The 25,636-nt window shown below is 56.1% G+C and carries 32 protein-coding genes and 1 other annotated feature; of the genes, 26 read left to right on the plus strand and 6 right to left on the minus strand.

All coding sequences use genetic code 11. The features are described 5' to 3' along the window. Nucleotides 1-152 precede the first annotated feature (152 nt). Both KPHS_40160 and KPHS_40170 read right to left on the minus strand, forming a co-directional pair. A complete protein-coding gene (locus KPHS_40160; RefSeq protein YP_005228316.1) occupies nt 153-1,196 on the minus strand; it encodes a putative prophage presumed portal protein in 1,044 nt (347 codons plus the stop codon). Continuing rightward, nucleotides 1,196-2,965, minus strand: coding sequence for a putative prophage large terminase protein (locus KPHS_40170; protein YP_005228317.1), 1,770 nt, complete (start codon nt 2,963-2,965; stop codon nt 1,196-1,198). The genes KPHS_40160 and KPHS_40170 overlap by 1 nt, the downstream gene beginning before the upstream one ends. A gap of 165 nt (nt 2,966-3,130) precedes the next feature. Between KPHS_40170 and KPHS_40180 the strand changes: the two genes are divergently transcribed. From KPHS_40180 to KPHS_40430, 26 genes are all read left to right on the plus strand, one after another. After that, nucleotides 3,131-3,985: a putative prophage capsid scaffolding protein gene (locus KPHS_40180; protein ID YP_005228318.1), complete on the plus strand. Its 855-nt coding sequence runs from the start codon at nt 3,131-3,133 to the stop codon at nt 3,983-3,985. A 73-nt stretch (nt 3,986-4,058) separates the two neighbouring features. Next, nucleotides 4,059-4,922 (plus strand): putative prophage major capsid protein, encoded by an 864-nt coding sequence (locus tag KPHS_40190; protein ID YP_005228319.1) that lies wholly within the window; start codon nt 4,059-4,061, stop codon nt 4,920-4,922. After that, nucleotides 4,059-5,116: a sequence feature (potential frameshift: common BLAST hit: gi|152973344|ref|YP_001337124.1| putative prophage major capsid protein), on the plus strand. Its footprint overlaps the gene before it by 864 nt. Further along, the gene (locus tag KPHS_40200) at nt 4,916-5,116 is read left to right on the plus strand and encodes a putative prophage major capsid protein (RefSeq protein ID YP_005228320.1); all 201 of its coding nucleotides are present in this window, start codon (nt 4,916-4,918) and stop codon (nt 5,114-5,116) included. Its footprint overlaps the feature before it by 201 nt. The genes KPHS_40190 and KPHS_40200 overlap by 7 nt, the downstream gene beginning before the upstream one ends. A gap of 27 nt (nt 5,117-5,143) precedes the next feature. Then, nucleotides 5,144-5,863 (plus strand): putative prophage small terminase subunit, encoded by a 720-nt coding sequence (locus KPHS_40210; RefSeq protein YP_005228321.1) that lies wholly within the window; start codon nt 5,144-5,146, stop codon nt 5,861-5,863. 96 nt (nt 5,864-5,959) lie between these two features. After that, nucleotides 5,960-6,466: a putative prophage phage head completion protein gene (locus tag KPHS_40220; RefSeq protein YP_005228322.1), complete on the plus strand. Its 507-nt coding sequence runs from the start codon at nt 5,960-5,962 to the stop codon at nt 6,464-6,466. Then, entirely contained in the window at nt 6,466-6,669 is a 204-nt protein-coding gene (locus KPHS_40230) for a putative prophage tail component protein (RefSeq protein ID YP_005228323.1), read from the plus strand. The genes KPHS_40220 and KPHS_40230 overlap by 1 nt, the downstream gene beginning before the upstream one ends. A gap of 4 nt (nt 6,670-6,673) precedes the next feature. Then, nucleotides 6,674-6,964, plus strand: coding sequence for a putative prophage holin (locus KPHS_40240; protein YP_005228324.1), 291 nt, complete (start codon nt 6,674-6,676; stop codon nt 6,962-6,964). Then, nucleotides 6,951-7,448, plus strand: coding sequence for a putative prophage endolysin, control of lysis (locus KPHS_40250; RefSeq protein YP_005228325.1), 498 nt, complete (start codon nt 6,951-6,953; stop codon nt 7,446-7,448). Before KPHS_40240 ends, KPHS_40250 begins: the two co-directional genes overlap by 14 nt. Further along, nucleotides 7,445-7,876 carry a putative prophage P2 LysB-like protein gene (locus KPHS_40260; protein ID YP_005228326.1) on the plus strand — a complete coding sequence of 144 codons (432 nt, stop codon included), beginning with the start codon at nt 7,445-7,447 and terminating at the stop codon, nt 7,874-7,876. Before KPHS_40250 ends, KPHS_40260 begins: the two co-directional genes overlap by 4 nt. Further along, nucleotides 7,851-8,009, plus strand: a complete 159-nt coding sequence (locus KPHS_40270; protein YP_005228327.1) for a hypothetical protein — start codon at nt 7,851-7,853, stop codon at nt 8,007-8,009. The genes KPHS_40260 and KPHS_40270 overlap by 26 nt, the downstream gene beginning before the upstream one ends. Then, nucleotides 7,972-8,439 carry a putative prophage, tail completion protein gene (locus KPHS_40280; RefSeq protein ID YP_005228328.1) on the plus strand — a complete coding sequence of 156 codons (468 nt, stop codon included), beginning with the start codon at nt 7,972-7,974 and terminating at the stop codon, nt 8,437-8,439. Before KPHS_40270 ends, KPHS_40280 begins: the two co-directional genes overlap by 38 nt. Nucleotides 8,440-8,506: 67 nt before the next feature. Continuing rightward, entirely contained in the window at nt 8,507-8,881 is a 375-nt protein-coding gene (locus KPHS_40290; protein YP_005228329.1) for a putative prophage, tail completion protein, read from the plus strand. 116 nt (nt 8,882-8,997) lie between these two features. Next, a complete protein-coding gene (locus tag KPHS_40300; protein YP_005228330.1) occupies nt 8,998-9,591 on the plus strand; it encodes a putative prophage baseplate assembly protein in 594 nt (197 codons plus the stop codon). After that, nucleotides 9,588-9,935 (plus strand): putative prophage baseplate protein, encoded by a 348-nt coding sequence (locus KPHS_40310; RefSeq protein ID YP_005228331.1) that lies wholly within the window; start codon nt 9,588-9,590, stop codon nt 9,933-9,935. Before KPHS_40300 ends, KPHS_40310 begins: the two co-directional genes overlap by 4 nt. Before the next feature lie 4 nt (nt 9,936-9,939). Further along, nucleotides 9,940-10,848, plus strand: coding sequence for a putative prophage baseplate assembly protein (locus KPHS_40320; RefSeq protein ID YP_005228332.1), 909 nt, complete (start codon nt 9,940-9,942; stop codon nt 10,846-10,848). 7 nt (nt 10,849-10,855) lie between these two features. Continuing rightward, complete coding sequence (locus KPHS_40330) at nt 10,856-11,440, plus strand: tail protein I (protein ID YP_005228333.1); 585 nt, start codon at nt 10,856-10,858, stop codon at nt 11,438-11,440. Between the two features lie 4 nt (nt 11,441-11,444). Next, nucleotides 11,445-12,245 (plus strand): hypothetical protein, encoded by an 801-nt coding sequence (locus KPHS_40340; RefSeq protein YP_005228334.1) that lies wholly within the window; start codon nt 11,445-11,447, stop codon nt 12,243-12,245. Next, nucleotides 12,235-15,672, plus strand: a complete 3,438-nt coding sequence (locus KPHS_40350) for a hypothetical protein (RefSeq protein ID YP_005228335.1) — start codon at nt 12,235-12,237, stop codon at nt 15,670-15,672. Before KPHS_40340 ends, KPHS_40350 begins: the two co-directional genes overlap by 11 nt. 15 nt (nt 15,673-15,687) lie before the next feature. Next, on the plus strand, nt 15,688-16,758 hold the full coding sequence (locus KPHS_40360) for a phage tail protein (protein ID YP_005228336.1): 1,071 nt from the start codon (nt 15,688-15,690) through the stop codon (nt 16,756-16,758). 110 nt (nt 16,759-16,868) lie between these two features. Further along, nucleotides 16,869-18,050, plus strand: coding sequence for a putative prophage tail sheath (locus KPHS_40370; RefSeq protein YP_005228337.1), 1,182 nt, complete (start codon nt 16,869-16,871; stop codon nt 18,048-18,050). A gap of 13 nt (nt 18,051-18,063) precedes the next feature. Beyond that, entirely contained in the window at nt 18,064-18,579 is a 516-nt protein-coding gene (locus KPHS_40380) for a putative prophage tail tube protein (protein ID YP_005228338.1), read from the plus strand. Nucleotides 18,580-18,639: 60 nt separating this feature from the next. Next, on the plus strand, nt 18,640-18,915 hold the full coding sequence (locus KPHS_40390; protein ID YP_005228339.1) for a putative prophage tail protein: 276 nt from the start codon (nt 18,640-18,642) through the stop codon (nt 18,913-18,915). A 32-nt stretch (nt 18,916-18,947) separates the two neighbouring features. Beyond that, complete coding sequence (locus tag KPHS_40400) at nt 18,948-19,067, plus strand: putative prophage tail protein (protein ID YP_005228340.1); 120 nt, start codon at nt 18,948-18,950, stop codon at nt 19,065-19,067. Further along, nucleotides 19,060-21,501, plus strand: coding sequence for a putative prophage tail length determinator (locus KPHS_40410; protein ID YP_005228341.1), 2,442 nt, complete (start codon nt 19,060-19,062; stop codon nt 21,499-21,501). The genes KPHS_40400 and KPHS_40410 overlap by 8 nt, the downstream gene beginning before the upstream one ends. Before the next feature lie 166 nt (nt 21,502-21,667). Further along, complete coding sequence (locus tag KPHS_40420) at nt 21,668-21,994, plus strand: putative prophage tail protein (RefSeq protein ID YP_005228342.1); 327 nt, start codon at nt 21,668-21,670, stop codon at nt 21,992-21,994. Beyond that, the gene (locus tag KPHS_40430; RefSeq protein YP_005228343.1) at nt 21,994-23,154 is read left to right on the plus strand and encodes a putative prophage tail protein; all 1,161 of its coding nucleotides are present in this window, start codon (nt 21,994-21,996) and stop codon (nt 23,152-23,154) included. Before KPHS_40420 ends, KPHS_40430 begins: the two co-directional genes overlap by 1 nt. A gap of 458 nt (nt 23,155-23,612) precedes the next feature. Here the strand turns inward: KPHS_40430 and KPHS_40440 are convergent, their stop codons facing one another. The 4 genes from KPHS_40440 to KPHS_40470 all read right to left on the minus strand — a co-directional run bounded on the left by KPHS_40440 (nt 23,613) and on the right by KPHS_40470 (nt 25,614). After that, complete coding sequence (locus KPHS_40440; RefSeq protein ID YP_005228344.1) at nt 23,613-23,960, minus strand: 50S ribosomal protein L19; 348 nt, start codon at nt 23,958-23,960, stop codon at nt 23,613-23,615. 39 nt (nt 23,961-23,999) lie between these two features. Then, on the minus strand, nt 24,000-24,767 hold the full coding sequence (locus KPHS_40450) for a tRNA (guanine-N(1)-)-methyltransferase (RefSeq protein ID YP_005228345.1): 768 nt from the start codon (nt 24,765-24,767) through the stop codon (nt 24,000-24,002). Nucleotides 24,768-24,798: 31 nt separating this feature from the next. After that, nucleotides 24,799-25,257, minus strand: coding sequence for a 16S rRNA-processing protein (locus tag KPHS_40460; protein YP_005228346.1), 459 nt, complete (start codon nt 25,255-25,257; stop codon nt 24,799-24,801). 108 nt (nt 25,258-25,365) lie between these two features. Then, a complete protein-coding gene (locus KPHS_40470; protein YP_005228347.1) occupies nt 25,366-25,614 on the minus strand; it encodes a 30S ribosomal protein S16 in 249 nt (82 codons plus the stop codon). Between the last annotated feature and the right edge of the window lie 22 nt (nt 25,615-25,636).

Here is a 25,636-nt window from a genome sequence, read left to right on the forward strand (position 1 = left end):
TTTGCGCATTTATTTTCGCAGCCTGAGCGCGTCGCTGTGCCGCGCAGGTTCGCGAGGGTGTCGGTGGGTGGTGCGGGGGTGTTTGAGGGCGTGGCGGGCTTCTGAGGCGGTCAGGCGTGGGGGTAAGAAAAGCCGCCCGGAGGCGGCGGAAATCAGTCACTTTCGGTGTCGAGGGTGTAACTTTTGAACCGGATCACCTCCTGACCGGCCCAAGCGTTGACCTCGCGCATCCGGTCTTGTAGCGGGATGAGCTCGTTACGGACAAACACCTTTGCCACCTTCTCGATATCGCCGAGCGAACCGACGTTTTCCGGCTTGCCGCCCATCAGCTGGAACGGGATGCGGTGAGCGTCGAGCAGGTCGGCGGCGCTGACTTTTTTGATATTGAAGAAATCGTCTTTCGTTGCCACCTCACTGAGCGGCACAATTTTAATGCCGTCTGGTTTTCCGTGCGGTGCGTAGAAAAACAGATTTTTGAAGTTGCCGAGCCCCTTCGAACTGCGCATCGCATCGCGCAACGCCTCAACATCGGTACCGCTTTGCGCGGCGTCCGTCACATACATGATGTAACCCGCATGCGCCCCGTTCTGGTAATACTTGCGACGGAACAGCGTCGCCGCTTCATTCAGCCAGGCGGAGTTTAGCGCGCTGAGATATTCCGGCATGCCGTACAGCTCCTGGTTGATGTCTGGCTCCAGCAGGTGGAATACGGATCCCGGCGCGAACGGGTGCGGCTGGTCAAATGACGGCACCCACCAGTAGACATCATCTTCAATACCACGCCGCGTGTATTTAGCCGGTGACGCTTCCAGCTTCAGCGGGCGACCGGTGACACTCTTTCGGAGCTCTAAAAACGCGTTGCCAAACACCAGAAAATCAAGCGCGAAGCGGCTGAAGTCCTGTTGTGACAGTAGCGGGTGCGGAATAAACGTTGAGGCCAGAATGTTGCGCTTAACGTAAATTGGCGAGCTGTGATGAACGGCGGCGCGCAGGCTTTTCGCCAGCCCGTTAAAGCTGACCGGCGGTTCGAACCAGCGGCCATTATTGACGCATTCCACGTAATCCAGAATATCGCGGCGGTCGAGCACGGCGCTCGGTTCACCAAAGGTAAACGCCCCCATTTTTTGGGGCGCGCTGTCTTTCATGTTGCGCGGGCGCTTTTGTGGCTGTGGCTTGCGGCCTTTGTATTTACTCATCAGTTGAACTCCAGAATGGATGATGTTACCTGGCCGCTGCCAGCGGTAAGCGGTTCGTTTAACAGCGCGTGCATGGTCGCCCAGGCGACGTCCGCGTGACTGGCTTCCTCGGTGCGGCTTGCCTCATAGGTGGCGCTGCGCCCGCTGCTGGTCATGGTCTTACGGATTGCCATAAACGAGGTGGTGATGTCGGTGGCGCTGACGTCATATTCGAGACAGCCACGGCGGATAACGTCTTTTGCTTTCAGCACCATTGCGGTTTTCATTTCCGGCGTGTAGCGGATATCGCGGGCGGCGGGATAAAACGAGCGAACCAGCTGGAAAACGCCAATGCCGAGGCCGGTTGCATCGATACCGATATACTCGACCTTGTATTTTTCGGTGAGCTGACGAATGGATTCGGCCTGCGTCGCAAAGTCCATGCCTTTCCACTGGTGACGCTCCAGAATGCGGAACTTGCCCCCGGCGACAACCGGCGGCGCGAGCACCACGCACCCGGCGCTGTCGCCGCTGTGCGAGGGGTCGTAGCCAATCCACACCGGACGGGAGCCGAACGGGTTGTCGGCGAACGGCGCAAAGTCTTCCCACTCTTCCAGACTGTCGACCATGCAGCGTTGCAAATCCTCGAACGGGAACACCGACGCCTTGTCGTCAACGAACTCGCACATAAACAGATTGCGGAAGTCGTCGACGCTGTTTTCGCGCTGGAGTTGCTCCAGATTGAACAGCGTACATCCCCCGGCGAGCGCATCCTCAATGGTGACAATCTGCCTCCACTGACCGTCGGGACACGCCACGCCAGCGGCGAGCGCGTCATGACTGATATCGATGTCGACCCGCTCGCTGGCGCGGGCGCGTCCACGGTTGAACAATTCCCCCGACCAGAACGGGTAAGCGCCGTGCGCCAGGGTTGAAGGCGTCGAAAAGTAGGTGCTGCGCAGGTGGCTTTGTGATGCCATGCCCGACGACACTTTGCGTAGTTTCTGGAAGTTGGGGATCCAGAATATCTCATCGACATACAGGTCGCCGTTGTGGCTCTGCGCGGTGTTTGAGTTGGTGCCGAGAAAAATCAGCTTTGCGCCGTTGTTGCCGATGACAATCGGGTCGCCGGTCAGGTCGACATCGACCAGGCGGGCAAACTGAATGATGTACTCGCGGAATACATACGCCTGCGTCTTACTCGCTGACAGGAAAATCTGGTTATGGCCGGTTTTCAGCGCATGCAGCAGCGCCTCGCGGGAAAAGTAGAACGTCGCCCCAATCTGGCGCGATTTCAGAATGTCGCGAATACGGTGCTCAAGCCCGGCGCGGTGCCAGCGGAGCTGATACTCGAAAGACTCCGCGAAAAAAATCTCTTCCAGTTTCTCGATAGCCTCGTCGCTGAAAAAGTTCTTTGTCGGTTTTTTTCGGTCGCCTTTGTTGCGGTTGGCCACATTGGGATTAAGGTCAACCTCGTTTCCGGTCTGGCCATAGCGATTAATGCGCGCAAAGCGCTCCATCTGTCGGGCCAGAAAATCCGCCACCTTGAAATCGTGGGGTGTCAGGTTGGGCTTTGCGTAGAGCTGAATCAGCCGGGCCTCTAAGGTGCTTTCGACCCGGTTCAGCGGTGCGGTTTCCTCCCACTGGTCGCGCTGTTTCCAGCTCTGCACCGTCGGGCGTTTGGTCTGCAACATTTCGGCAATCTGCGGCACGGAAAACCCCTGCCAGTACAGTAAAGCCGCCTGGCGTCGCGGGTCGTTTAATAAAGTGGTGTCGGTGGTGATGGTCATGGATGCCTCGCCGTGGTTGATACAGGGCAAGGCTAAAGAAACGGGTGATGCGAATCGCTAAGGTGCTGTTGTGTGAGGGATAAGCCATCAGGGATTGATAGCGGGTGGGCGGCGACGTCGGGAAACTAACCCCGACCCGTTAACCCGATATCAGGACTCCTGACAATGGCAAAAAAAGTTTCAAAATGGTTTCGCATCGGCGTCGAAGGCGATACCTGTGACGGCCGCGTTATCAGCGCGACGGATATTCAGGAAATGGCAGAGACCTTTGACCCCCGCGTCTATGGTTGCCGCATTAACCTCGAACACCTGAAAGGCATTCTGCCGGATGGCCCGTTCAGTCGTTACGGCGATGTGGTCGAGCTGAAGTCTGAAAAGATTGACGACGATTCGGTACTGAAAGGCAAGCTGGCGCTGTTCGCCAAAATCACCCCGACCGATGACCTGATCGCAATGAATAAAAAATTGCAGAAGGTCTACACCTCAATGGAAATTCAGCCGAATTTCGCCAATAGCGGTAAATGCTACCTGGTTGGCCTGGCGGTGACCGATGACCCGGCCAGCCTCGGCACCGAATACCTCGAATTTTGCCGGGGTGCCAAATTTAACCCCCTCAACCGCTTCAAAGCCGAGCCGGGCAACCTGATTTCCGTCGCCACCCTCGCCGAGCTGGAGTTTGAAGACCAGGCGGAAAATGTCTTTACCGCCCTGAGCGACAAAGTGAAAGCGATCTTCAGCCGCAAACAGGCCAGCGATGACGCCCGTTTTCAGGATGTGCATGAGGCCGTGACGACCGTCAGTGAGCATGTGCAGGAAAACCTCACTGCTACTGAACAGCGTCTTGCCACGCTGGAAAATGCCTTTGCGACCCTGAAAAAGGACGTCACCACGAAGGCCGACCAGACCAGCCAGGCATTCAGCCAGTTAAAAACGTCGCTGGATAAAACCGAAAGCACCACGCAGCCACGCCGCAAGCTCTCCACCGGTGGCGGTGGCGATGAGCTGCTGACCGACTGCTAAACGGTCGTGAATTTATCGCCGGGCGACAGGCTTGTCCGGTCAGACAACCCGATTTAACCCAACAGGAAAGACTATGCGTCAGGAAACCCGTTTTAAATTCAATGCCTACCTGTCCCGCGTTGCCGAGCTGAACGGCATCGACCCGGACGACGTGAGTAAAAAATTCTCCGTCGAGCCGTCCGTCACGCAAACCATGATGAACACCGTGCAGATGTCCTCGGCCTTTTTGCAGAAAATTAATATCGTGCCGGTGGATGAGCTGAAGGGTGAAAAAATTGGCGTCGGCGTCAATGGCACCATCGCCAGCACCACGGACACCAACAGCGGCAAGGAGCGTAAAACCGCCGACTTTACCGCGCTGGAGTCCAACAAGTACGAGTGCGATCAGGTCAACTTTGACTTCCACTTTAAATATAAAAAGCTGGATTTGTGGGCGCGCTTCCAGGACTTCCAGCGCCGTATTCGCGATGCCATCATCCAGCGGCAGGCGCTAGATTTCATCATGGCCGGGTTCAACGGCGTTGAGCGCGCCGAAACCTCTGACCGCGCCACTCATCCGATGTTGCAGGACGTCGCCGTCGGCTGGCCGCAGAAATACCGCAATGAAGCGCCGACCCGTGTGATGAGCAAAATCGTCGACGAGGAAGGGAACGTGGTTTCCGCTGTTATCCGCGTGGGTAAAAACGGCGATTACGTTAACCTCGATGCGCTGGTCATGGATGCCACCGACAACCTGATTGACGAAATTTATCAGGAAGATTCGGAGCTCGTCGCGATTGTGGGTCGTAAGCTGCTGGCTGACAAATATTCCCGATCGTCAACAAAGACCAGCCCAACAGCGAAGCGCTCGCGGCTGACATCATCATCAGCCAGAAACGCATCGGCAACCTGCCCGCCGTCCGTGTGCCGTACTTCCCGGCGAACGCGATTATGGTGACGCGTCTCGATAACCTGTCCATCTATTTCATGGATGAAAGTCACCGCCGCTCCATCATCGAAAACCCGAAACTCGACCAGGTGGAAAACTACGAATCGATGAACATCGATTACGTGGTCGAAACCTACGCCGCCGGGTGCTTCATTGAAAATATCAAGCTGGGCGATTTCTCTGCCGCGCAACCGGAGGGCTAACCGATGACGAGCCCCGCACAGCGTCACATGATGCGGGTCTCGGCCATTGAAACCGCGCAGCGGGAAAACAACCCGCTGCGACATGCCACTGCCTACGAGCAGATGCTGGTTAAGCTGGCCGCAGACCAACGCACGTTAAAAGCCATCTTTGGTAAAGAGCTGAAAGCCACGAAAAAGCGCGAGCTGCTGCCGTTCTATCTGCCGTGGGTCAGTGGCGTGCTGGAACAGGGAAAAGGTGCGCAGGATGACATCGTGATGACCGTCATGCTGTGGCGTCTCGATGTCGGCGATATCGGCGGCGCGATGGATATTGCCCGCTACGCGTTTAAGTACGGTCTGACCATGCCAGGCAAACACCGCCGCCCGCCGCAGTACATGTTTACCGAAGAGGTGGCGCTCGCCGCCATGCGCGCCCATGCCGCCGGTGAACCGGTCGTCATCAGCCAGCTGCTCGACACGCTGGCGCTGACCGCCGCCGCCGATATGCCTGATGAAGTGCGCGCAAAACTGCACAAAATCACCGGCCAGGTGTTACGGGACAACAAACAGCCCGCCGACGCGCTGGCCCACCTCAAGCGAGCGATGCAGCTCGATTGTCAGGCAGGCGTTAAAAAAGACATTGAACGGCTTGAGCGTGAGCTGAAGCCCAAACCGGCAACGGTCGTTAAAGCCCCGGTAAGAGCGCCGCGCGCCGTGAAAACCACGGCACCGGCTAAACGTGGCCGCCCGAAAAAGACCGTCGGTTAACAGAATGCGCCCCGCGCCAGGGCGGCACGTTGGTCGATGAGGGTGTTTTACCTGACCTGAGACCGGCGTCCACCGCCCACCTATTCAGAGGTAGTCATGACGACGCTGATTATTAAAAAGAACGATGAGCCGCAGCCGGGTGGCGTGGTGGTCATCCCGCCGCCTGCCAGCGATGAGCCGGTGATACAAAATACGTTTTTCTTTCCTGACATCGACCCGAAACGCGTGCGTGAAGGGATGCGCCTTGAGCAGACCGTCGCCCCGGCCCGGCTGCGTGAGGCCATCAAAACCGGCATCGCCGAAACCAATGCCGAGCTGTTTTTGTGGCGGGAACAGCAGATTGCCGGAGGGTTTAGCAAGCTGGCCGACGTGCCGGCTGACGATCTCGACGGCGAGAGCGTGCGCGTTTTCTATTACCTGCGCGCCGTCACCTCAATGGCAACCGCCACGCTCTACGAGCGTTATCGCGGTGTGGATGCCAGCGCCAAAGGTGACAAGAAAGCCGACAGCATCGATACCACTGTCGACGAGCTGTGGCGGGACATGCGCTGGGCCGTATCACGCGTCCAGGACAAACCCCGCTGCATCGTGAGCCAAATCTGATGCAGGCCATCGCGCAACAGGGCGACACGCTCGACATGATTTGCGCCCGGTATTACGGGCGCACTGAGGGGGTATTCGAGTCGGTGCTCGCCGCAAATCAGGGGCTGGCCGAGCTCGGCGCAGTGCTGCCACATGGCACGGTGGTCGAACTGCCCGACGTCCAGTCATCCCCCGTAACTGAAACAATTAATCTTTGGGAGTAAACACATGACGGAAGGTGAAAAAAGCGTCCTGTCACTCTTTGTGATCGGCGTGCTGATTGTCGTCGGAAAAGTGCTGGCCGGTGGTGAACCCATCACTGCCCGGCTTTTTATTGGTCGCATGCTGCTGGGCGGTTTTGTCTCGATGGTGGCCGGGGTGGCGCTGGTGCAGTTTCCCGACCTGCCGCCCGCCGCCGTGTGCGGATTTGGCTCCATGCTGGGTATCGCCGGTTATCAGGCGGTGGAAATTGCGATTCAGCGCAGGATTAAAAAAGGGGAAAGCGATGGCGGTCATTAAGACACACCCCAACGTCGCGGCATTCCTCGACATGCTGGCGTTTTCGGAAGGGACAGCAACGCATCCGCTGACCAGAAACAACGGGTACGACGTTATCGTCACGGGTATCGATGGCAAGCCGGAGATTTTTACCGATTATCGCGATCACCCGTTCGCCGGTGGACGCCCGGCGAAGGTCTTCAATCGTCGCGGGGAAAAATCTACGGCATCCGGGCGTTACCAGCAGCTTTATCTGTTCTGGCCGCATTATCAGAAACAGCTCGCTTTGCCGGATTTCAGCCCGGTATCACAGGACAGGCTCGCCATTCAGCTTATTCGGGAGCGTGGCGCGCTGGAAGATTTGCAGCAAGGGCGCATCGAGCGCGCGATTTCCCGCTGTCGCAATATCTGGGCTTCATTGCCGGGTGCCGGATACGGTCAGCGTGAGCACAGCCTCGACAAGCTGGTCGCAGTGTGGCGCAAGGCCGGAGGGGGAACTGCATGAAGATAGTGATTCTCCTGCTGGCGCTGGCCTGTGCGGGGCTGCTGTGGATGCGACACGATAACAGCAATTTACGCGCCTCATTTGAACGTGCGAACCGGGTCGCCGGTACGCAGAAAACCACGATCACCATGCTGAAAAATCAGCTCAACGTTGCCGCAGAGCAGTCGCAACGTAAAGAGCTGGCGCAGGTCGCCATGAGGGACAAGCTTGCAGCGGCTAACCTGCTGGCTTTCCGGCGTGAACAAACCATCACGAGGTTACTCAATGAAAATGACGCGTTTCGCCGCTGGTATCGCGCTGATTTACCTGATGCTGTGCGCCGGTTGCACCAGCGCGCCGCCTGTGCCAATGCCGCCGCCGGTGATTGTTTACAACGCCTGCCCGAAGGTCAGCCCCTGCCCGATGCCGGGAAGCGACCCGGTAACTAATGGCGACCTGAGTGCGGATATACGCCAGCTCGAAAACGCCCTGAAAAGCTGCGCAATCCAGGTCGATACGGTTAAACAATGTCAGGATGAAATCGATGCAAAAGCCCAACAGTCTGCGAAAAGCCTTAACTGATGCGGTGCCGGTACTGCGTACCAACCCCGATATGCTTCACCTTCGCCTGGACGATGGCAACAATACGGCGACGCTGGCGCGCTCCTTGTCGTTTGAAAAGCGGTACACGCTTAACATCGTGGTCACGGATTTTACCGACGATATTGACCTGCTGTTTGTGCCGATTATGGCCTGGTTGCGCGTCAATCAGCCGGACATCATGACAACCGACGAGGGGCGAAAAAAAGGATTTGCCTGGTACGCTGACATTAATAACGACAGCAGCCTCGATGTCAGCATCAGCCTGTTGCTGACCGAGCGCACGCTGGTCAAAGAGGCCGACGGCGCAATGTACGTTGAGAACATCCCGGAGCCGCCACCGCCGGAGCCGGTGACGCGCCCTGTCGAGATGTGGAGTAATGGCGAACTGGTGAGTAAATGGGATGAATGACTTCAAACCTTTTGAGGACAAGCTAGCCGGATTGATAGCGGCCCTTTCCCCCGCCGGGCGCCGTCGGATGACCGCGGATATTGCGAAGAAACTGCGCCAACGGCAACAACAGCGCATTAAATCGCAAAAAGCACCGGACGGTTCGCCATTTTCCCCGCGTAAGCGCCCACCCGTCAGGGCAAAGCAAGGCCGGATTAAGCGTGAGATGTTCGCGAAACTGCGTACCAACCGCTATATGAAAGCGAGCGGCGGCGATAGCGCGGCGGTGGTGGAATTTACCGGGAAAGTGCAGCGCATCGCCCGCGTGCATCAGCTCGGGCTCAAGGATAAACCATCACCAAAAAGCGCCGACGTTGAATATCCACAACGTCAGCTCCTGGGCTTTACCGAAGACGACCGGCAACTTGTGGAAAGCGTCATTATCGACTACCTCGCCGATTAACGTTGTGCCAGCCAGGGCAAAACGCCCGCAGATTGCCGCCGGAACACCCCGGCGGCATCCTTTCCCCTATGAATACTCTCGCATCTATCCAGGAACTCGCCCGCGCGATACGCAACATGATCCGCACCGGCATCGTCGTCGAAACTGACCTCGACGCCGGGCGCTGTCGCGTACAGACCGGCGGCATTTATACCGACTGGCTACAGTGGCTGACGCACCGGGCCGGGCGCTCGCGCACCTGGTGGGCTCCCTCTGTTGGTGAGCAGGTGATGATTCTGGCCGTGGGCGGCGAACTCGATACCGCTTTTGTGCTGCCGGGTATTTATTCCGACGACAACCCCGCGCCGTCGGCCTCTGCTGATGCCTGGCACGTTGAATTTCCCGACGGTGCCGTTATGAGTTATGAGCCGGAAACCGGCGCGCTGACCGTCACCGGCATTAAAAACGCCGATGTGACCGCATCCGATTCGGTTGCCGTCAGCGTGCCGGTGGTGCTGGTAAAAGCCGAGACCCGCGTCACCCTCGATACACCGGAGGTGGTCTGCACCAACAAGCTGACGACCGGCACGCTGGAGGTGAAGCAAGGCGGCAAGATGTCAGGTGATATCGAGCACAGCGGCGGCGCTTTCACTTCCAACGGTGTGCAGGTGGATAAACACGGCCACGGCGGCATCAGGCGCGGCGATGAATGGACGGAGGGCACCCAATGACGGCGCGTTATCTCGGCATGAACCGCACGACCGGTGAAAGCATTTCAGACGTTGACCATATCAGTCAGAGCATCGGGGATATTCTGCGCACGCCCGTCGGCTCCCGCGTCATGCGTCGTGAATACGGCTCGCTGTTGTCGCAGATGATTGACCAGCCTCAGACCCCGGCGCTTGAGCTGCAAATTATGGCGGCGTGCTACATGGCGATCCTGAAGTGGGAACCCCGCGTCAGGCTGACAAGCATCACCACAGCGCGGCAGTTTAACGGGCAAATGGTCGTCGACGTGACCGGCCAAATCACCGATACCGGCGAGAGCCTTTCCTTAACCATTCCTGTGAGTTGAATCTATGGCAGTTATCGACCTGAGCCAGCTCCCCGCGCCTGATGTGGTGGAAACGCTGGATTTTGAAGCCATCCTCGCCGAGCGCAAAGCGACGCTGATTTCACTGTACCCGGAAGATGAGCAGGAAGCGGTCGCAAGGACATTGACGCTGGAGTCAGAGCCACTGGTGAAATATCTCGAAGAGAATGCCTATCGCGAGGTGATTTTACGCCAGCGCATTAACGAGGCGGCGAAAGCCGGGATGGTGGCCTATGCCATCAAGAACGACCTCGACCAGCTCGCGGCAAATAATAACGTTGAGCGCCTGGTCATTACCCCCGGAGACGATACCCAAATCCCGCCAGTGGATGCGGTATTGGAATCCGACAGTGATTTACGACAGCGCATCCCGGCGGCATTTGAGGGCATGAGTGTTGCCGGGCCGACCGGTGCCTATGAATTTCACGCCCTGAGTGCCGACGGACGTGTCGCGGATGCCTCGGCGAACAGCCCTGCCCCGGCTGAGGTGACTATCGCCGTGCTGTCGCGGGAAGGTGACGGCACGGCATCGGATGATTTATTGCTGGCCGTCAGTACCGCGCTGAATGATGAGAGCGTGCGCCCGGTTGCTGACCGCCTGACAGTCGTCTCGGCCGAGATTATCAGTTATGCGGTCGATGCGGTGTTGTACGTGTACCCCGGCCCGGCGACGGAGCCCATTCTTGCCGCCGCGAAAGCGCAGTTAACTGCCTACATCACTGAGCAGCGCCGCCTCGGTCGGGATATTCGACTATCTGCCATCTATGCCGCACTGCATGTGCAGGGTGTCCAGCGCGTCGAACTGCGCGAGCCGCTGGCCGACGTCGTGCTCGATAAAACCCAGGCCGCGTACTGCACCGAAACCAGTGTCGTGATCGGGGGCTCCGATGAGTAACTCGCTGATGGCGACCGGGTCGTCGGTGCTGGAACAACGAGCCGCCGAAGCGTGCGCCGTCATCAGCGATTTATCTGTGCCGCTGCGTGATTTGTGGAACCCCTGGCGATGCCCCGTAAAATTTCTGCCGTATCTGGCGTGGGCGTTTTCTGTCGACCGCTGGGAAGAAACCTGGTCGGAAACAGTGAAACGCCAGGCGGTCAGTGATGCTTTCTGGATCCACCAACGCAAAGGCACCGTTGCCGCCGTTCGCCGGGTGATTGAAACGCTGGGTTACAGCATGACGCTCCAGGAATGGTGGGAAGTAGCCGACCCCGCAGGAACATTCCGCCTTGAGATTGACCTCAACGATATCGGCATCACTGAGTCGATGATTAAAGAGCTGGAAAGAATTATCGGTGATACGAAGCCGGTCAGCCGTCATATTTCGAGACTGACACTAGTCCAGCGTTCAACCGGTATCGCCAGTATCGGTGCCGCCGTTTCTGACGGGGAAATTATCACGGTTTATCCGGCTGGTTACAGGCCTGATGACAGCATTCACTATGACGGACAGAGCCGTCACGACAGTAATTATTACTACACCGGATAGCACTATGACAAAAATCGACGAAAAAGCAGTATGGCCCTCTGAGATTTATCAAATCCGCCGGGGTGACACAGTATCCGGTGGAAAAGACGGCGTCGCCAACATTCAGGCAGGTCAACTGGCAGACAGAACGGCATACCTGAAAAAATCCCTGGAATCCTTCAGCGTAATGATCCAGTCGGGTGATGCCCCTTATACAGATGAAAGCGCTGCACAGGCTGCGATTAATGCGGGAAAAATCGCAGAGGGGGCTTTGTTCTCCGTTCGCTCCACCGACCCGATGATATGGGTTGCCGAATATAAAAATCAGGGTGGTACCCCGGTTGCCACCGGGAAGGTTATCGCGGACAGCCGCGCTATCGCCATCAGTGTTTTCCCGTCAGAGGCCGACCCTGACGGAACGGCGCAGGGCATCGCCGCCACGCTCCCCGCACAGCTGTTCCGCGTCATTTTCATTGATGATGAGAAAGAAGTGATTTACCGCAATGAGAGCGGTTCCCCCGCTTACCTGTATGAGGTGGCGGGTGCGAAGGTGCTCAATGAAATCCGGCTCGCGATGGCCGATGACTTTCAGGCGGTCACTGCCAGGCAGGGGATGAGTCGCGCTACCGATATGCCCGCCCGCCGGACGATTGCCGCAGATTTTACGCAGTATCTTGATACCTGGTCTGCGGGGGGGGCTGAGTCGCCTGAACAGCAGCGCCACCTTTGCCAGTCGCGTCCTGCTGTCGCTGACCACCTTCTCAACGAACTTTGCAACCGGACCCTGCCGCCTGCGCATCACCGGCGCAGGAAGGGTGCTGTTTGATAAAGGCTTCCTGAGTGGTGAATCACTCCGGGACGGGCTGCTCACCACGCCATATTTTGACGTGTCCATGCGTGCAGCCACGCTGACGAAAGTCACCGGTAATAACACAAAGAAAACATGGGTGCTTGAGGGGGCGATTAAACTGCCGAAGCCGTTTTCACCTGCCGAAGGGCGCGTGTTATATGACCGGGAGGGGCGTATTCCTGTTGGTATTGCCTCTGCGGCGTATACCTACACCGATGACACCTTAACCTTTGATGCCGCCGCAGGACTGCTGCGCGTGGCGGTGGCGCAGGATAAAATGACCGCCGCCGGTTTTGAGAATACCGAGTCCGGGGCGCAGGCTTATTTCTGGAAAACCTACGGCGACCTCATCCTCAGTCAGAAATCCACCGAGACGCAGATACTGCCGGAATACACCCTCTTTTTTTCTGAAGCGGGTGAGGTTTCTGTCATCACTGACCAGAACTGTACTGCAACCGTCAAGGTCACTAAAAAACTGGCACTGGATACCGGCGCGATGCTGGCGCGGGCAGCATCAACCGATTTACGGGTGCAGACTGACCGCTACGCCGTAGACAAATTCCGGGAAATTAACGCTGCACTTCAGGACCATAAATATCACCTGGGGGCTGTCGGAAATTATGGTTCAGCCGTTGCCTACAGCGCCACATTCAGCGGTGACAGTATTTTCGTCCTGGACAAACTGTCGCTGGCAGCGAATGTACGTCGTGCCGTCATGAGCCTGACCGATAGCGCCGGGGCTGCGTCGGTATTTACCCTGCTTGAAAGCGAGTCCGTGACGGGCCGCGTATTGTCATCGCCCTATGTGGATTTTGTCCTGCAACCCGTCGGGATTTATGCCCTGTCCATCAATACCGATACCGGGCGGACGACATTCAAAATCCCCGTAACCCTGCCGGGGGCACTGCCTGCGGATCCGACCCGCATCATCCGTGACAGAACGGATTATTTCGGGGCGTACACCCCGTCAACGCTGTTCAGCGGTTCCACGCGGGGCATCACCTATGAAGCCTCGACAGGTAGCCTGATTGTTGCCCTGATGAATACCGATATCACCACGGCAGGGTATCCGCTGACCAGTGCCGGGGTGATTCAGTATGCGGTGGAGAAACTCAGTGGCTATGTCTTCAGTCAGCTGACGGCGAACGCCGTCACCCGCCCATTCAGCAACCTGTTCCGGGCAAGCGCCGGGGCGGTTTCCCTGACTACCGATACCGCTGTCACCCTGACCGGTAATTTTTACGGAGCGAAAATGTCGTCTGATAACTCATCCACGTACCAGCGCTATGAGTCCACTGTTAAAAATAACAGCGGAACCGCCACCGGCCTGCGTCCGGTAAAACTGAAATGCAAATTCAAGGCAGGCGAAGTCCCGAACGATAAATGCATCGTGGTGACAGATACCACCGGGAAGGTTTACCCCTGCCAGTGGGCGGGAGAGCGGGATTTTAACCCCCGTCGCGGGCGTACCCTGAGTTACTGGGGCGATGATTCCCTGCGCAGTGGCGAGCTGCTTATCATGGATAACCTTGCTGCCGGGGAAGTCAAAAAGTACATCATTAAAGCGTTCCCGACAGAGCAATTTGCATCATCGGTAAATCACACCGTCCAGGAAACGAGCACGAGTTTTCTGGTCACTGCGGATGATGGCACGCAGGTGCGATTTGACAGCGTGGTTGGGTGGCTTCCCTACAAGCTGACCCGTGATGCCATGACCTACACCGCCATTTGCCAGCAGTTGTTGATCCGGCTCTCTGGCGGGGCATGGTCTATTTTTGCCGCAACATACCAGGATGCTAAATACGCGGTCATCAGCGACGGGCCGGTGTTTACGGAGATTGAGACGACGTTCACCAATGGTGTGGCCGGGGATAATCAGGAAATAGCGGCAGGTTTGCTGAAATTCACCTACCGGACAAAAATATTCCGTAACGGCTACATCCAGATTGATGCGGCGGTCCGGCTGGCTACCGATATGCCTGCTAATGTGCTTTTCGGCTGTATGACCCGCATCCAGATGAATTCGACGGCGGTAAAAACCATCCGCAACGAATATAACGCTATCTGGACAGATAATGCCATGCCGCGCTCTGTTTCCATTCGTGTGGCCGGAGGCGACGTTATCCGGGATGAAGCTGAGGCCGCTACGCTGGGGAATCGACCGCCGGTTGCAGGACTGACGGCGAATGCCAGTTACGTGCGCTTTGATGGCGGGTGGCAGGCCGGGGCGACCTACGGCGCAGCAAAGACCACCCTGGGCGCCCCGAAAAACTGGACCTGGACGGTGGGTTTCAGCATCAACCTGAATGAACCGGTCACGGATAACGTCTCCCTGTCTGATGTTGAAATGAATCCGGTGGTCGGGTTTGCGTCACAGTCGTCAGTATACCCCCGTGTTCGTCAGGCGGCGCTGATGTCCCGTCTGGGGAACGTCATCAGCGGGCTGGCCTCATGGAATAAACGTGATGCCAGTGCGACGGATAATGCGAACGGCGCATTCAATACCGTCGCAGGGGATATCGTCCAGCTGCTGCACCTGCGGGCCGGGACGTTTGCAGGCGTTTATGCGAAGTTTCAGGCCTGGGCGCTGTCACGCTATGGCGGGGCAGGCATCGCGAGCATTCACCTTGGCGCGCCGGAGGCTTACCAGTCCCTCCAGTTTGCCTCCCGCCTCGTACTGCCGCAGCTATGGTGGTTGTATCAACTGGCAGTGATGGAAGGTGATGCGGCAAAACAGGCTGAGCTGAAGACCGCCATCGACCGGGTGGCATCGGACTGTTACGCGGCATTTGGCGGGGTGGGTAAAGCTAACAGCAACTTCTATGCGGCGGCGTTCCGCGCCTGGGCGATGGCGGTAGCCACCGGTACCGACCCGACAGGGAACTATACGGCGGCTATGGATATGGTTGACGGCCAGTTCTCCAGCCCTGCATATTTCGCCGGGGTGAAAAACATCATCACCGATAACGTCGTTGAGAACGTGCCAAAGCGTATGTATCTGCACTATCAGATGTATGCATGGAATAACTATCTGGTCGGGTGCCGCATTGCCGGTCGCACTCCTGTGCTGGATATGACGACCTTTGCCCTGAACGCAATTTCCGGTTATGGCGGGCTGCGGGAGATTGACTACTGCACCGCAGAATCCCGGCGCGGGGTACCGTCAACAGTGGCCTTTATGCTGTATCCGCTCCTTCATGCCGGGGACAACTCCTGTCTGGAAGCGGCAGAGCGCATGATGGACGCATTCGACGAATACGCGGGAGCCAACACCAACGGTCAGATTAAACTCTGGGATTTGGATTATTACTCTGTCGTGTCTACCAACTTCTCCGATTATACATTTGCCTGCAACATTATGGCTGATGCGTGGTTGCAGTGGTGGACTGAAGGTAACAACTGAGGGGGGGGGAGTAACGTGCAACCTTATTACACACTTCTGACCCCCGCAGGTGAGCAGAAATTTGCTGCATCGGCGATTACCGGTGAGCCGGTGGGGTTTGCGTTTATGGCTGTCGGCGACGGCGGCGGGGTCACACCTGTACTGTCGGCCAGTCAGCAAAGCCTGGTCAATGAGGTTTATCGCGGCTCGCTGAACCGGGTGGTGATTGCTGACGGTGAAAATAATGTCATTCGTACCGAGATGATCATTTTGCCGCAGTCCGGCGGGTTCTGGATAAGGGAAGCGGCACTGTATGACGAGGAAGGCATATGCCTGGCTGTCGCTACCGTCCCGCCATCTTATAAACCGCTGCTTGCTGAGGGGGCGGGACGGCTTCACGCGGTCAACCTGTGGATAGCCGTCAGCAACACGGCCGATGTGACGCTGAAAACTGACCCGTCCGTTATTCTGGCGACGATTGAGGAAGTTAACCAGGCAAAAAACGAGGCAAAAGATTATGCCGATGAAGTGGCTGGCTCACTGAATACCGACATTCAGCAGGTGATTGCTGATGCGATAACGGCGGCAAAACGTGATTTCTGGGAAGATGATAACCCGGTGGGCTCCACCCGCTTTTTTAACCAGAACCTCAATCCCAATGAGCGCTGGCCGTGGTCGAAATGGGTGTACACCGGCGAAAACAAAACGATCCGCGTCGGCAAGGCTGACGGTTCGGACGTTGCCACGACAGGCGGCAGCGATACCGTGACCATTGAGCGCGCCAATCTGCCCGCCGTGCAGATTGATGTCACCGGGGAAACCAGCGAGCAGCCAGAGCAGAACCTAACGACCACGCGCGGCGGTGTTCACAATCATGGTGGGGTAGCCGGTAAAGATGACCCCTGGGAAATCGGCGGTGATGTGCGGCAGCTCTTTAACCCGAAAGAGCTGGGTGTGACCGATAACGCCGGAGAGCACGACCACGAAGTCACGGTGCCGGCGCACAAACACAATACCAGCGGCAAAACAGCCAACCTTGGCGAGGGCAAATCGTTCAGCGTGGTTGAAGCACACACCCTGCTGATGTGCTGGAGCCGCGTTGCCTGACCCTGTGACGGTCATTCCTGTTGTACTATCCCTGTTACAGCGGGGATGACTCGTCACCCCTTCCCCCACGATTGAAAATAATGCTCACCCTTAACCACGGAGTTAAACGGATGAGCGATTTTCATCACGGCGTCCAGGTTGTCGAGATTAACGACGGCACCCGCGTCATTTCCACCGTATCAACGGCTATTATCGGCATGGTCTGCACGGCCAGCGATGCCGATGCTGCCACCTTCCCACTCAATAAGCCCGTACTGATTACCAGCGTGCAAAGCGCCATCGCCAAAGCGGGTACAAAAGGCACCCTGGCCGCATCCCTCCAGGCGATCGCCGACCAGTCGAAGCCGGTCATTGTCGTTGTGCGCGTAGCCGAAGGTACCGGCGACGATGCCGAAGCGCAGACTATCTCTAATATCATCGGCGGCACCGACGAAAACGGCAATTACACCGGGCTGAAAGCACTGCTCACGGCGGAGGCCGTCACCGGCGTTAAACCGCGCATCCTCGGTGTGCCGGGCCTCGATTCCCTCGAAGTGGCAACCGCGCTCGCGCCGATTTGTCAGAAGCTCCGCGCCTTTGGTTATATCAGCGCCTGGGATTGCCAGAACATTTCCGAGGCGATGCTCTATCGCGAGAATTTCAGCCAGCGTGAGCTGATGGTTATCTGGCCGGATTTTCTGGCATGGGATACCACGGCGAACGCGACCGAAACCGCATGGGCGACCGCCCGCGCCCTGGGCCTGCGCGCCAAAATCGACCAGGACACCGGATGGCATAAAACTCTGTCAAACGTTGGTGTGAATGGCGTCACCGGCATCAGCGCGTCGGTCTTCTGGGATTTGCAGGAATCCGGCACCGATGCCGACCTGCTTAACGAGGCTGGCGTCACCACGCTCATTCGTAAAGACGGTTTCCGCTTTTGGGGCAACCGCTGCTGCTCCGATGACCCGCTGTTCCTGTTCGAGAACTACACCCGCACCGCGCAGGTTATCGCCGACACAATGGCCGCTGGTCACATGTGGGCGGTCGATAAGCCCATCACCGCCACCCTGATTCGGGACATCGTTGCGGGTATCAATGCGAAATTCCGCGAGATGAAAACGGCGGGCTATATCGTCGATGCGACCTGCTGGTTTGATGAATCGGCCAACGACGCGGCGACCCTCAAAGCCGGGAAACTGTATATCGATTATGACTATACGCCGGTTCCCCCTCTCGAAAACCTGACGCTACGCCAGCGCATTACCGATAAATACCTGGCGAATCTGGTGTCATCGGTTAACAGCAATTAAGGAGCCCTGACCAATGGCAATGCCGCGCAAGCTCAAATACCTGAACACGTTTCTGGATGGCGTCAGCTATCTCGGCGTTATCGAGTCCGTCACCCTGCCAAAGCTGACCCGTAAGCTGGAAAACTACCGGGGCGGAGGGATGTCAGGCTCGGCCCCTGTCGATTTCGGCCTCGACGATGACGCGCTGGCGATGGAGATTTCCCTCGGCGGCTTCCCTGATGATGCGATCTGGTCACTTTACGGTGCCGTCGGTACCGGGACGCTACTGCGCTATGCAGGCTCTTACCAGCGGGACGATACCGGCGAAACCGTGGCGGTGGAAGTTGAGACCCGTTTCAAGGTGAAGGAAGTCGATAACGGCGAGAGCAAACAGGGAGAGGATACCAGCAGCAAGTTATCGCTGGTCTGCACGTACTACAAGCTGACCATGAACGGTAAAGAGCTGGTCGAAATCGACGTCCTCAACATGATTGAGAAGGTGAACGGCGTCGACCGACTCGACCAGCACCGCCGCAATATCGGCCTGTAATTTTTCCCCGGCCAGCATGCATGGCCGGTTAACCCCGAATCCGTAAACAGCGAGAAAATCATGAGCAAAGAAAACATCGTCACCCTGGAAAACCCCATCAAACGCGGCGAGCAGGTCATCGAAAAAATCACCCTGATGAAGCCCAACGCCGGAACCCTGCGCGGTGTCAGCCTGGCCGACGTTGCGCGCTCTGAAGTGGATGCCCTGATTAAAGTGTTGCCGCGTATGACCAGCCCATCACTCACCGAGTCGGATGTCGTCATGATGGATTTACCCGATTTGATGGCGCTGGCAACAAAGGTGATCGGTTTTTTGTCGCCGAATTTGGCGGATTAAATTTCCCGAAAGACCTGTCGGTCGATGACCTGATGGCGGATATCGCGGTGATTTTTCACTGGCCGCCATCAGAGTTATATCCCATGAGCCTGACCGAGCTTACCACCTGGCGCGAAAAGGCGCTACAGCGAAGCGGAAACACGAATGAGTAACGACGTTAAATTGCAGGTATTACTCAAGGCTGTTGACCAGGCGACCCGTCCGTTTAAATCCATCCAGACAGCGAGCAAAACGCTGTCTGGTGATATCCGGGACACTCAAAAATCGCTGCGTGAACTGAATGGCCAGGCATCCCGAATTGACGGGTTTCGCAAGGCCAGCGCGCAACTTGCCGTTACCGGTCAGGAGCTGAAGAAAGCTAAACAGGAAGCCGCCGCACTGGCGATCCAGTTTAGAAATACTGAACAGCCGACGCGCGCGCAGGCGCAGGCAATGGATGCCGCACGTAAAAGCGCCGCAGCGCTCCAGCTCAAACACAACAGCTTGCGGCAGGCTGTACAACGCCAGAGGCAGGAACTCAGCCAGGCGGGAATCAATACCCGCAGCCTGGCGGCAGACGAGCGCCGGTTAAAAACCAGCATCAGCGAAACGACGGCGCAGCTCAATCGTCAGCGTGAAGCGCTGGCGCGGGTCAGCGCGCAACAGGCAAAGCTCAACGCGGTTAAGCAGCGATATCAGGCCGGTAAGGAGCTGGCCGGAAATGCGGCTGCAATGGGGGCCGCCGGTGTCGGTATGGCGACGACCGGCTCGCTGGCCGGTGTTGCGCTGATGAAACCGGGTTATGATTTTACGCAGAAAAATTCCGAGTTACAGGCTGTACTCGGCGTGGCGAAAGACTCCGCAGAAATGACGGCTTTGCGAAAGCAGGCCCGACTGCTGGGTGACAATACAGCCGCCTCTGCCGATGATGCGGCCGGTGCTCAGATTATCATTGCAAAAGCAGGCGGAGACGCGGCGGCGATTCAGGCGGCGACGCCCGTCACACTTAATATGGCGCTTGCTAACCGTCGAACAATGGAAGAGAACGCCGGTTTGCTGATGGGGATGAAATCAGCTTTCCAGCTCACTAACGATCAGGTCTCTCACATCGGTGATGTCCTGTCGATGACAATGAATAAAACCGCCGCAGATTTTGACGGGCTTAGTGATGCGCTGACATATGCTGCGCCGGTGGCGAAAAATGCCGGTGTCAGTATTGAGGAAGCCGCTGCAATGGTTGGCGCCCTACATGATGCGAAAATTACGGGGTCAATGGCTGGTACGGGTAGCCGCGCTATTTTAAGTCGATTACAGGCACCGACCGGGCAAGCCTACGCGGCGATTAAAGAGCTTGGGGTTAAAACGGCAGACAGTAAAGGGAATACCCGCCCGATATTTACCATCCTGAAGGAAATGCAGGCCAGTTTTGAAAAAAATAAGCTGGGTACCGGTCAGCGCGCTGAATACATGAAAACGATCTTCGGTGAAGAGGCCAGCTCTGCCGCCGCTGTTTTGATGAACGCGGCTCAATCAGGAAAGCTGGACAAGCTCACTGCTGCATTTAAAGCCTCTGACGGTAAGACGGAGGAACTAGTTAAGGTTATGCAGGACAACCTCGGCGGCGACTTTAAAGAGTTTCAGTCGGCATATGAGGCTGTAGGTACTGACCTTTTTGACCAGCAGGAGTCCTCCTTACGTAAACTGGTGCAAACAGCTACCGGCTACGTGCTCAAACTTGATAAATGGATCCAGCAAAATAAAGAGCTCGCGCAGACGCTGGGGGTGATTACCGCTGTGGCGATCGGGGTCGTGGGGATGATTGGGGCTATTGGGCTGATTGCCTGGCCGGTGATAACCGGTGTAAATGCCATCATCGCCGCTGCGACGGCGCTCGGTACCGTATTTACTACGGTGGCCGGTGGCGTCGTTACTGCAATTGGCGCGATCTCCTGGCCGGTTGTTGCTGTCGTGGCCGCAATAGTGGCCGGGGCATTGCTCATCCGTAAATATTGGGAACCCATCAGCGCGTTTTTTGGCGGCGTGATGGAAGGATTGCGCACGGTCTTTGCGCCAGTAGCAGAACTATTTGCACCGCTTAAACCGATGTTTGACTGGCTGGGCGGAAAACTTAAAGCCGCATGGGACTGGTTTAACAACCTGATCGCGCCGGTCAAATCATCGCAGGAAACCTTAAACAGTTTTCGTGATGCCGGTGTGTTGTTTGGTCAGCGCCTGGCTGACGCTCTTACGTTACCGCTTACAGCATTCAATAAGCTGCGCAGCGGTATCGATTGGGTGCTTGAAAAGCTCGGCATAATCAACAAAGAGTCCAGCACGCTTGACCAGACTGCCGAAAAAGCAAATGCAGCCACGCAGGGTAACTCTTATATCCCGGCTACTAGTACTTATAGCGGCTATCAGGCATATCAACCCGTCACTGCACCCGCCGGACGTTCTTACATCGACCAGAGTAAAAGCGAGTATCACATTTCCGTTGATGGTGGCGGTAACGGCACTCAGCTCGATCGCCAGCTACAAGATGCGCTCGAAAAATTTGAGCGTGAAAAACGCGCCCGCCAGCGTGCCAGCATGAACCACGATGGATAGGAGGTGACGAAAAATGATGCTCGCACTCGGTATGTTTGTTTTTATGCGCCAGACGTTGCCACACCAGACGATGCAACGCGATGCCGAATATCGGTGGCCGTCAAACTCCCGCGTAGGTAAGCGGGATTCTTTCCAGTATCTGGGGCCGGGTGAGGAAAAAATTACCTTGGCCGGGACGCTTTACCCTGAGTTGACCGGCGGAAAGCTGACGATGACGGCTATTCGTCTGATGGCTGACCAGGGGCGAGCCTGGCCGTTACTGGATGGAACTGGCACGATTTACGGTATGTACGTCATCAATAATATCAGCGAGACAGGAAGCCTGTTTTTTGCTGACGGCACGGCGCGTAAAATTGATTTTACGCTGACGCTCACCCGCGTGGATGAATCCCTTGCGGCGCTGTATGGCGATATCGGCGAACAGGCAAAATCACTGATTGGCAAGGCGGGAAATATGGCCTCATCAGTGTCCGGCATGGTGGGGATTAGCTGATGCTGGATATGCTGAATCTGAAGGCGGGTGGCGTACTGACGCCCGATTTTATGCTGATGCTCGACAGCAAAGATATTACCGGCAACATCAGTAATCGATTGATGAGTCTGACCATGACAGACAATCGCGGATTCGAGGCCGACCAGCTCGACATCGAGCTTGATGATGCTGACGGGCTGGTCGAGCTGCCGTTACGCGGTGCCGTACTGACGCTTTACCTCGGGTGGAAAGGCTTTGCGTTGATTGGTAAGGGAAGTTTTACCGTCGATGAGGTTGAACATCATGGCGCGCCAGATACAGTGACAATCCGCGCCCGTAGCGCCGATTTTCGGGGAACGCTTAACTCACGTCGGGAAGAGTCCTGGCATGACAAGACGCTCGGCGAGATCGTGGCAGCGATAGCGACACGTAACAAACTGACGTCGAGCGTTATACCGGAGCTGGCCGGAATAAAAATTCCGCATATCGACCAGTCACAGGAATCGGATGCCAAATTTTTGACACGGCTCGCCGAGCGAAACGGCGGTGAGGTTTCGGTAAAAGCGGGAAAGTTACTTTTCCTCAAAGCCGGTCGGGGGGTTACAGCCAGCGGAAAAGCCATTCCGCAGATAACGATCACCCGCAGCGATGGCGACCGCCATCAGTTTTCCATTGCTGACCGTGGGGCATATACCGGCGTTACGGCAAAATGGTTGCACACCAAAGACCCGAAACCACAAAAGCAAAAGGTTACGTTAAAACGCAAACCCAAAGAGCAGCATTTACGCGCGCTACAGCACCCCAAAGCCAAACCGGTAACGAAGAAAAAAACGGTGAAGGAGCCGGAAGCCAGGGAGGGCGAATACATGGTCGGCGAGGATGACAACGTGTTTGCCCTGACGACAATTTTTTCAACCAAAGCGCAGGCCATGCGAGCCGCCCAGGCAAAATGGGACAAACTGCAACGTGGGGTTGCTGAGTTTTCAATCAGGCTGGCGACGGGGCGAGCAGACCTTTACCCTGAGACGCCAGTACAGGTTATGGGCTTTAAGCGCGTCATAGACGAGCAATCGTGGACAATCACTAAGGTGATGCACTCTCTGAGCAATAACGGATTCACGACGACCCTAGAGCTTGAAGTGAGGTTGTCGGATGTAGAGTATGAGGCGAAAGATATTTAAAAATGCAAACATTATCTTGCAAATGTAAGCTACAGGATTATTATCCACCTCAATGACTGCGAGAGAGGGGGTTAAAAATCATGATGCATTGTCCACTATGCCAGGATGCCGCACACGCTCGGTCCAGCCGATACCTAAGCACGGAAACAAAAGAGCGCTATCATCAGTGCCAAAACATAAATTGTGGTTGCACATTTGTTACTCATGAAACTTTGGCTCGCTTTATTGTTAAGCCAGGTGAAATAGACCCAGCTCCGCCCCACCCTTCTAAATATCAGCAACATCAACTATGGCTCTAACCTGCTCCGGCAGGTTTTTTATTACCTGTGCAATGTGGTCATTGTGGTCATTTATCAATTCTCCGTGGACATTCCGTGGACAACATCAATAAAAAAGGGGTTAGCATTACGCTAACCCCTTGTTTTATAACACGCTTTGGATGTAGCGTGATGCGCTTATTAGTTAAGACGCTCTTTGATACGAGCAGACTTACCAGTGCGCTCACGCAGGTAGTACAGTTTAGCTTTACGTACAGCACCACGACGTTTAACAGCAATGCTGTCAACTACCGGAGAGTGAGTCTGGAAGACACGCTCAACGCCTTCGCCGTTGGAAATTTTGCGAACAGTGAATGCAGAGTGCAGACCGCGGTTACGAATAGCGATAACCACGCCCTCGAATGCCTGCAGACGTTTTTTGGAACCTTCAACAACCCATACTTTCACTTCCACGGTATCACCCGGACGGAAGGAAGGTACGTCCTGCTTCATCTGTTCTTGTTCAAGTTGCTTAATAATGTTGCTCATAATTTAATCTCTTATCCTGGGTAAACTGATATTGGGGGCTCACGCCTGCCCATCATGTTTATGCTGCTGTTGCGCGTGTTCAGTTTTGAACTCCGCCAGCAGCTTTGCTTGCTCTTCAGTCAGAGCCAGGTTTTCCAGAAGTTCAGGTCTTCTAAGCCAGGTGCGGCCCAGCGACTGCTTCAGACGCCAGCGACGTATCTCAGCATGGTTTCCCGACAGCAATACTGGCGGTACTTCCATCTCCTCTAACACTTCAGGACGGGTATAGTGGGGGCAATCCAGCAACCCATCAGCAAAGGAATCTTCCGTTGCCGATGCTTCATGGCCCAGTACTCCCGGAATGAACCGGGAAACGGAGTCAATCAGCGTCATTGCCGGTAACTCACCACCGCTGAGAACGTAATCGCCGATTGACCATTCTTCGTCAATTTCGGTTTGGATTACGCGCTCGTCTATCCCTTCGTAGCGACCGCACACCAGAATCAGTTTCTGATTCGTTGCCAGTTCGCTGACGCCCGCTTGATCAAGCTTGCGTCCCTGAGGTGACAGATAAATCACCTTCGCGCCTTCACCTGCCGCGGCTTTTGCTGCATGAATGGCATCCCGTAAGGGTTGCACCATCATTAGCATCCCCGGTCCGCCGCCGTAAGGACGATCGTCCACGGTACGGTGCCGGTCATGCGTGAAGTCGCGAGGACTCCAGCTTTCGATGCTCAGCAGGCCATTTTTTACTGCCCGGCCAGTTACCCCGTAATCGGTAATTGCGCGGAACATTTCAGGAAACAGGCTAATTATGCCAATCCACATAGCGCCGTCTTTTACCGTTTATCCGGAGAATTTAAAAACCAGGATCCCAATCTACTTCGATAGTACGCGTAGTGAGATCGACTTTCTTGATAACCTGCCCATCGAGGAACGGAACCAACCGCTCCTTGATACCAAATGCATCTTTCAGGTTTGCCTTGATGACGAGCACGTCATTCGACCCGGTTTCCATCATATCGATGACTTTACCGAGGCTATAGCCTTCCGTCGTAACTACCTGGCAGCCCATCAGGTCTTTCCAGTAGTAGTCACCCTCTTCCAGCTCCGGCAACTGCGATGAATCCACGATAATTTCGCAATTAGTCAGTAGATTCGCGGCATCACGATCGTCAACGCCTTTCAGCTTGATGATGATGTCCTGATTGTGGTGGCGCCAGCTTTCCAGCTCAACGACCTGCCACTGACCCGCCTTCTGGATTAACCAGGGCTGATAGTCAAAAATGCTTTCGGCGTCTTCGGTGGAGGAAAACACTCTGAGCCAACCACGGATACCGTAGGAAGAACCCATTTTCCCCAATACGATCGGATCAACAGGTGCTTGCGCGGTGTGTTGCTTGCTCATCATGACCACCGTGACAGATTAAGCTGCTTTGTTAGCGGCTTTGATCAGCGCGGCAACGCGATCGGAAACAGTAGCGCCCTGGCCAACCCAGTGAGCGATACGATCCAGATCCAGGCGAGTTTCTTCTTCCGCACCGTTAGCGATCGGGTTGAAGAAACCAACGCGCTCGATGAAGCGACCGTTGCGTGCATTACGGCTGTCGGTGACAACAACCTGGTAGAACGGACGCTTTTTAGCGCCGTGACGTGCTAAACGAATAGTTACCATAACATCCTCTTGTGTGAATAAA

The organism is Klebsiella pneumoniae subsp. pneumoniae HS11286 (genome assembly GCF_000240185.1).
Taxonomy (GTDB): domain Bacteria; phylum Pseudomonadota; class Gammaproteobacteria; order Enterobacterales; family Enterobacteriaceae; genus Klebsiella; species Klebsiella pneumoniae.

What these genes read in the sequence shown, in the direction of transcription:
- KPHS_40160 (YP_005228316.1), bottom strand. Translation starts at nt 1,196, where the DNA reads ATGAGTAAATACAAAGGCCGCAAGCCACAGCCACAAAAGCGCCCGCGC.
- KPHS_40170 (YP_005228317.1), bottom strand. Translation starts at nt 2,965, where the DNA reads ATGACCATCACCACCGACACCACTTTATTAAACGACCCGCGACGCCAG.
- KPHS_40180 (YP_005228318.1), top strand. Translation starts at nt 3,131, where the DNA reads ATGGCAAAAAAAGTTTCAAAATGGTTTCGCATCGGCGTCGAAGGCGAT.
- KPHS_40190 (YP_005228319.1), top strand. Translation starts at nt 4,059, where the DNA reads ATGCGTCAGGAAACCCGTTTTAAATTCAATGCCTACCTGTCCCGCGTT.
- KPHS_40200 (YP_005228320.1), top strand. Translation starts at nt 4,916, where the DNA reads ATGGTGACGCGTCTCGATAACCTGTCCATCTATTTCATGGATGAAAGT.
- KPHS_40210 (YP_005228321.1), top strand. Translation starts at nt 5,144, where the DNA reads ATGATGCGGGTCTCGGCCATTGAAACCGCGCAGCGGGAAAACAACCCG.
- KPHS_40220 (YP_005228322.1), top strand. Translation starts at nt 5,960, where the DNA reads ATGACGACGCTGATTATTAAAAAGAACGATGAGCCGCAGCCGGGTGGC.
- KPHS_40230 (YP_005228323.1), top strand. Translation starts at nt 6,466, where the DNA reads ATGCAGGCCATCGCGCAACAGGGCGACACGCTCGACATGATTTGCGCC.
- KPHS_40240 (YP_005228324.1), top strand. Translation starts at nt 6,674, where the DNA reads ATGACGGAAGGTGAAAAAAGCGTCCTGTCACTCTTTGTGATCGGCGTG.
- KPHS_40250 (YP_005228325.1), top strand. Translation starts at nt 6,951, where the DNA reads ATGGCGGTCATTAAGACACACCCCAACGTCGCGGCATTCCTCGACATG.
- KPHS_40260 (YP_005228326.1), top strand. Translation starts at nt 7,445, where the DNA reads ATGAAGATAGTGATTCTCCTGCTGGCGCTGGCCTGTGCGGGGCTGCTG.
- KPHS_40270 (YP_005228327.1), top strand. Translation starts at nt 7,851, where the DNA reads ATGCCGGGAAGCGACCCGGTAACTAATGGCGACCTGAGTGCGGATATA.
- KPHS_40280 (YP_005228328.1), top strand. Translation starts at nt 7,972, where the DNA reads ATGCAAAAGCCCAACAGTCTGCGAAAAGCCTTAACTGATGCGGTGCCG.
- KPHS_40290 (YP_005228329.1), top strand. Translation starts at nt 8,507, where the DNA reads ATGACCGCGGATATTGCGAAGAAACTGCGCCAACGGCAACAACAGCGC.
- KPHS_40300 (YP_005228330.1), top strand. Translation starts at nt 8,998, where the DNA reads ATGATCCGCACCGGCATCGTCGTCGAAACTGACCTCGACGCCGGGCGC.
- KPHS_40310 (YP_005228331.1), top strand. Translation starts at nt 9,588, where the DNA reads ATGACGGCGCGTTATCTCGGCATGAACCGCACGACCGGTGAAAGCATT.
- KPHS_40320 (YP_005228332.1), top strand. Translation starts at nt 9,940, where the DNA reads ATGGCAGTTATCGACCTGAGCCAGCTCCCCGCGCCTGATGTGGTGGAA.
- KPHS_40330 (YP_005228333.1), top strand. Translation starts at nt 10,856, where the DNA reads ATGGCGACCGGGTCGTCGGTGCTGGAACAACGAGCCGCCGAAGCGTGC.
- KPHS_40340 (YP_005228334.1), top strand. Translation starts at nt 11,445, where the DNA reads ATGACAAAAATCGACGAAAAAGCAGTATGGCCCTCTGAGATTTATCAA.
- KPHS_40370 (YP_005228337.1), top strand. Translation starts at nt 16,869, where the DNA reads ATGAGCGATTTTCATCACGGCGTCCAGGTTGTCGAGATTAACGACGGC.
- KPHS_40380 (YP_005228338.1), top strand. Translation starts at nt 18,064, where the DNA reads ATGGCAATGCCGCGCAAGCTCAAATACCTGAACACGTTTCTGGATGGC.
- KPHS_40390 (YP_005228339.1), top strand. Translation starts at nt 18,640, where the DNA reads ATGAGCAAAGAAAACATCGTCACCCTGGAAAACCCCATCAAACGCGGC.
- KPHS_40400 (YP_005228340.1), top strand. Translation starts at nt 18,948, where the DNA reads ATGGCGGATATCGCGGTGATTTTTCACTGGCCGCCATCAGAGTTATAT.
- KPHS_40410 (YP_005228341.1), top strand. Translation starts at nt 19,060, where the DNA reads ATGAGTAACGACGTTAAATTGCAGGTATTACTCAAGGCTGTTGACCAG.
- KPHS_40430 (YP_005228343.1), top strand. Translation starts at nt 21,994, where the DNA reads ATGCTGGATATGCTGAATCTGAAGGCGGGTGGCGTACTGACGCCCGAT.
- KPHS_40440 (YP_005228344.1), bottom strand. Translation starts at nt 23,960, where the DNA reads ATGAGCAACATTATTAAGCAACTTGAACAAGAACAGATGAAGCAGGAC.
- KPHS_40450 (YP_005228345.1), bottom strand. Translation starts at nt 24,767, where the DNA reads ATGTGGATTGGCATAATTAGCCTGTTTCCTGAAATGTTCCGCGCAATT.
- KPHS_40470 (YP_005228347.1), bottom strand. Translation starts at nt 25,614, where the DNA reads ATGGTAACTATTCGTTTAGCACGTCACGGCGCTAAAAAGCGTCCGTTC.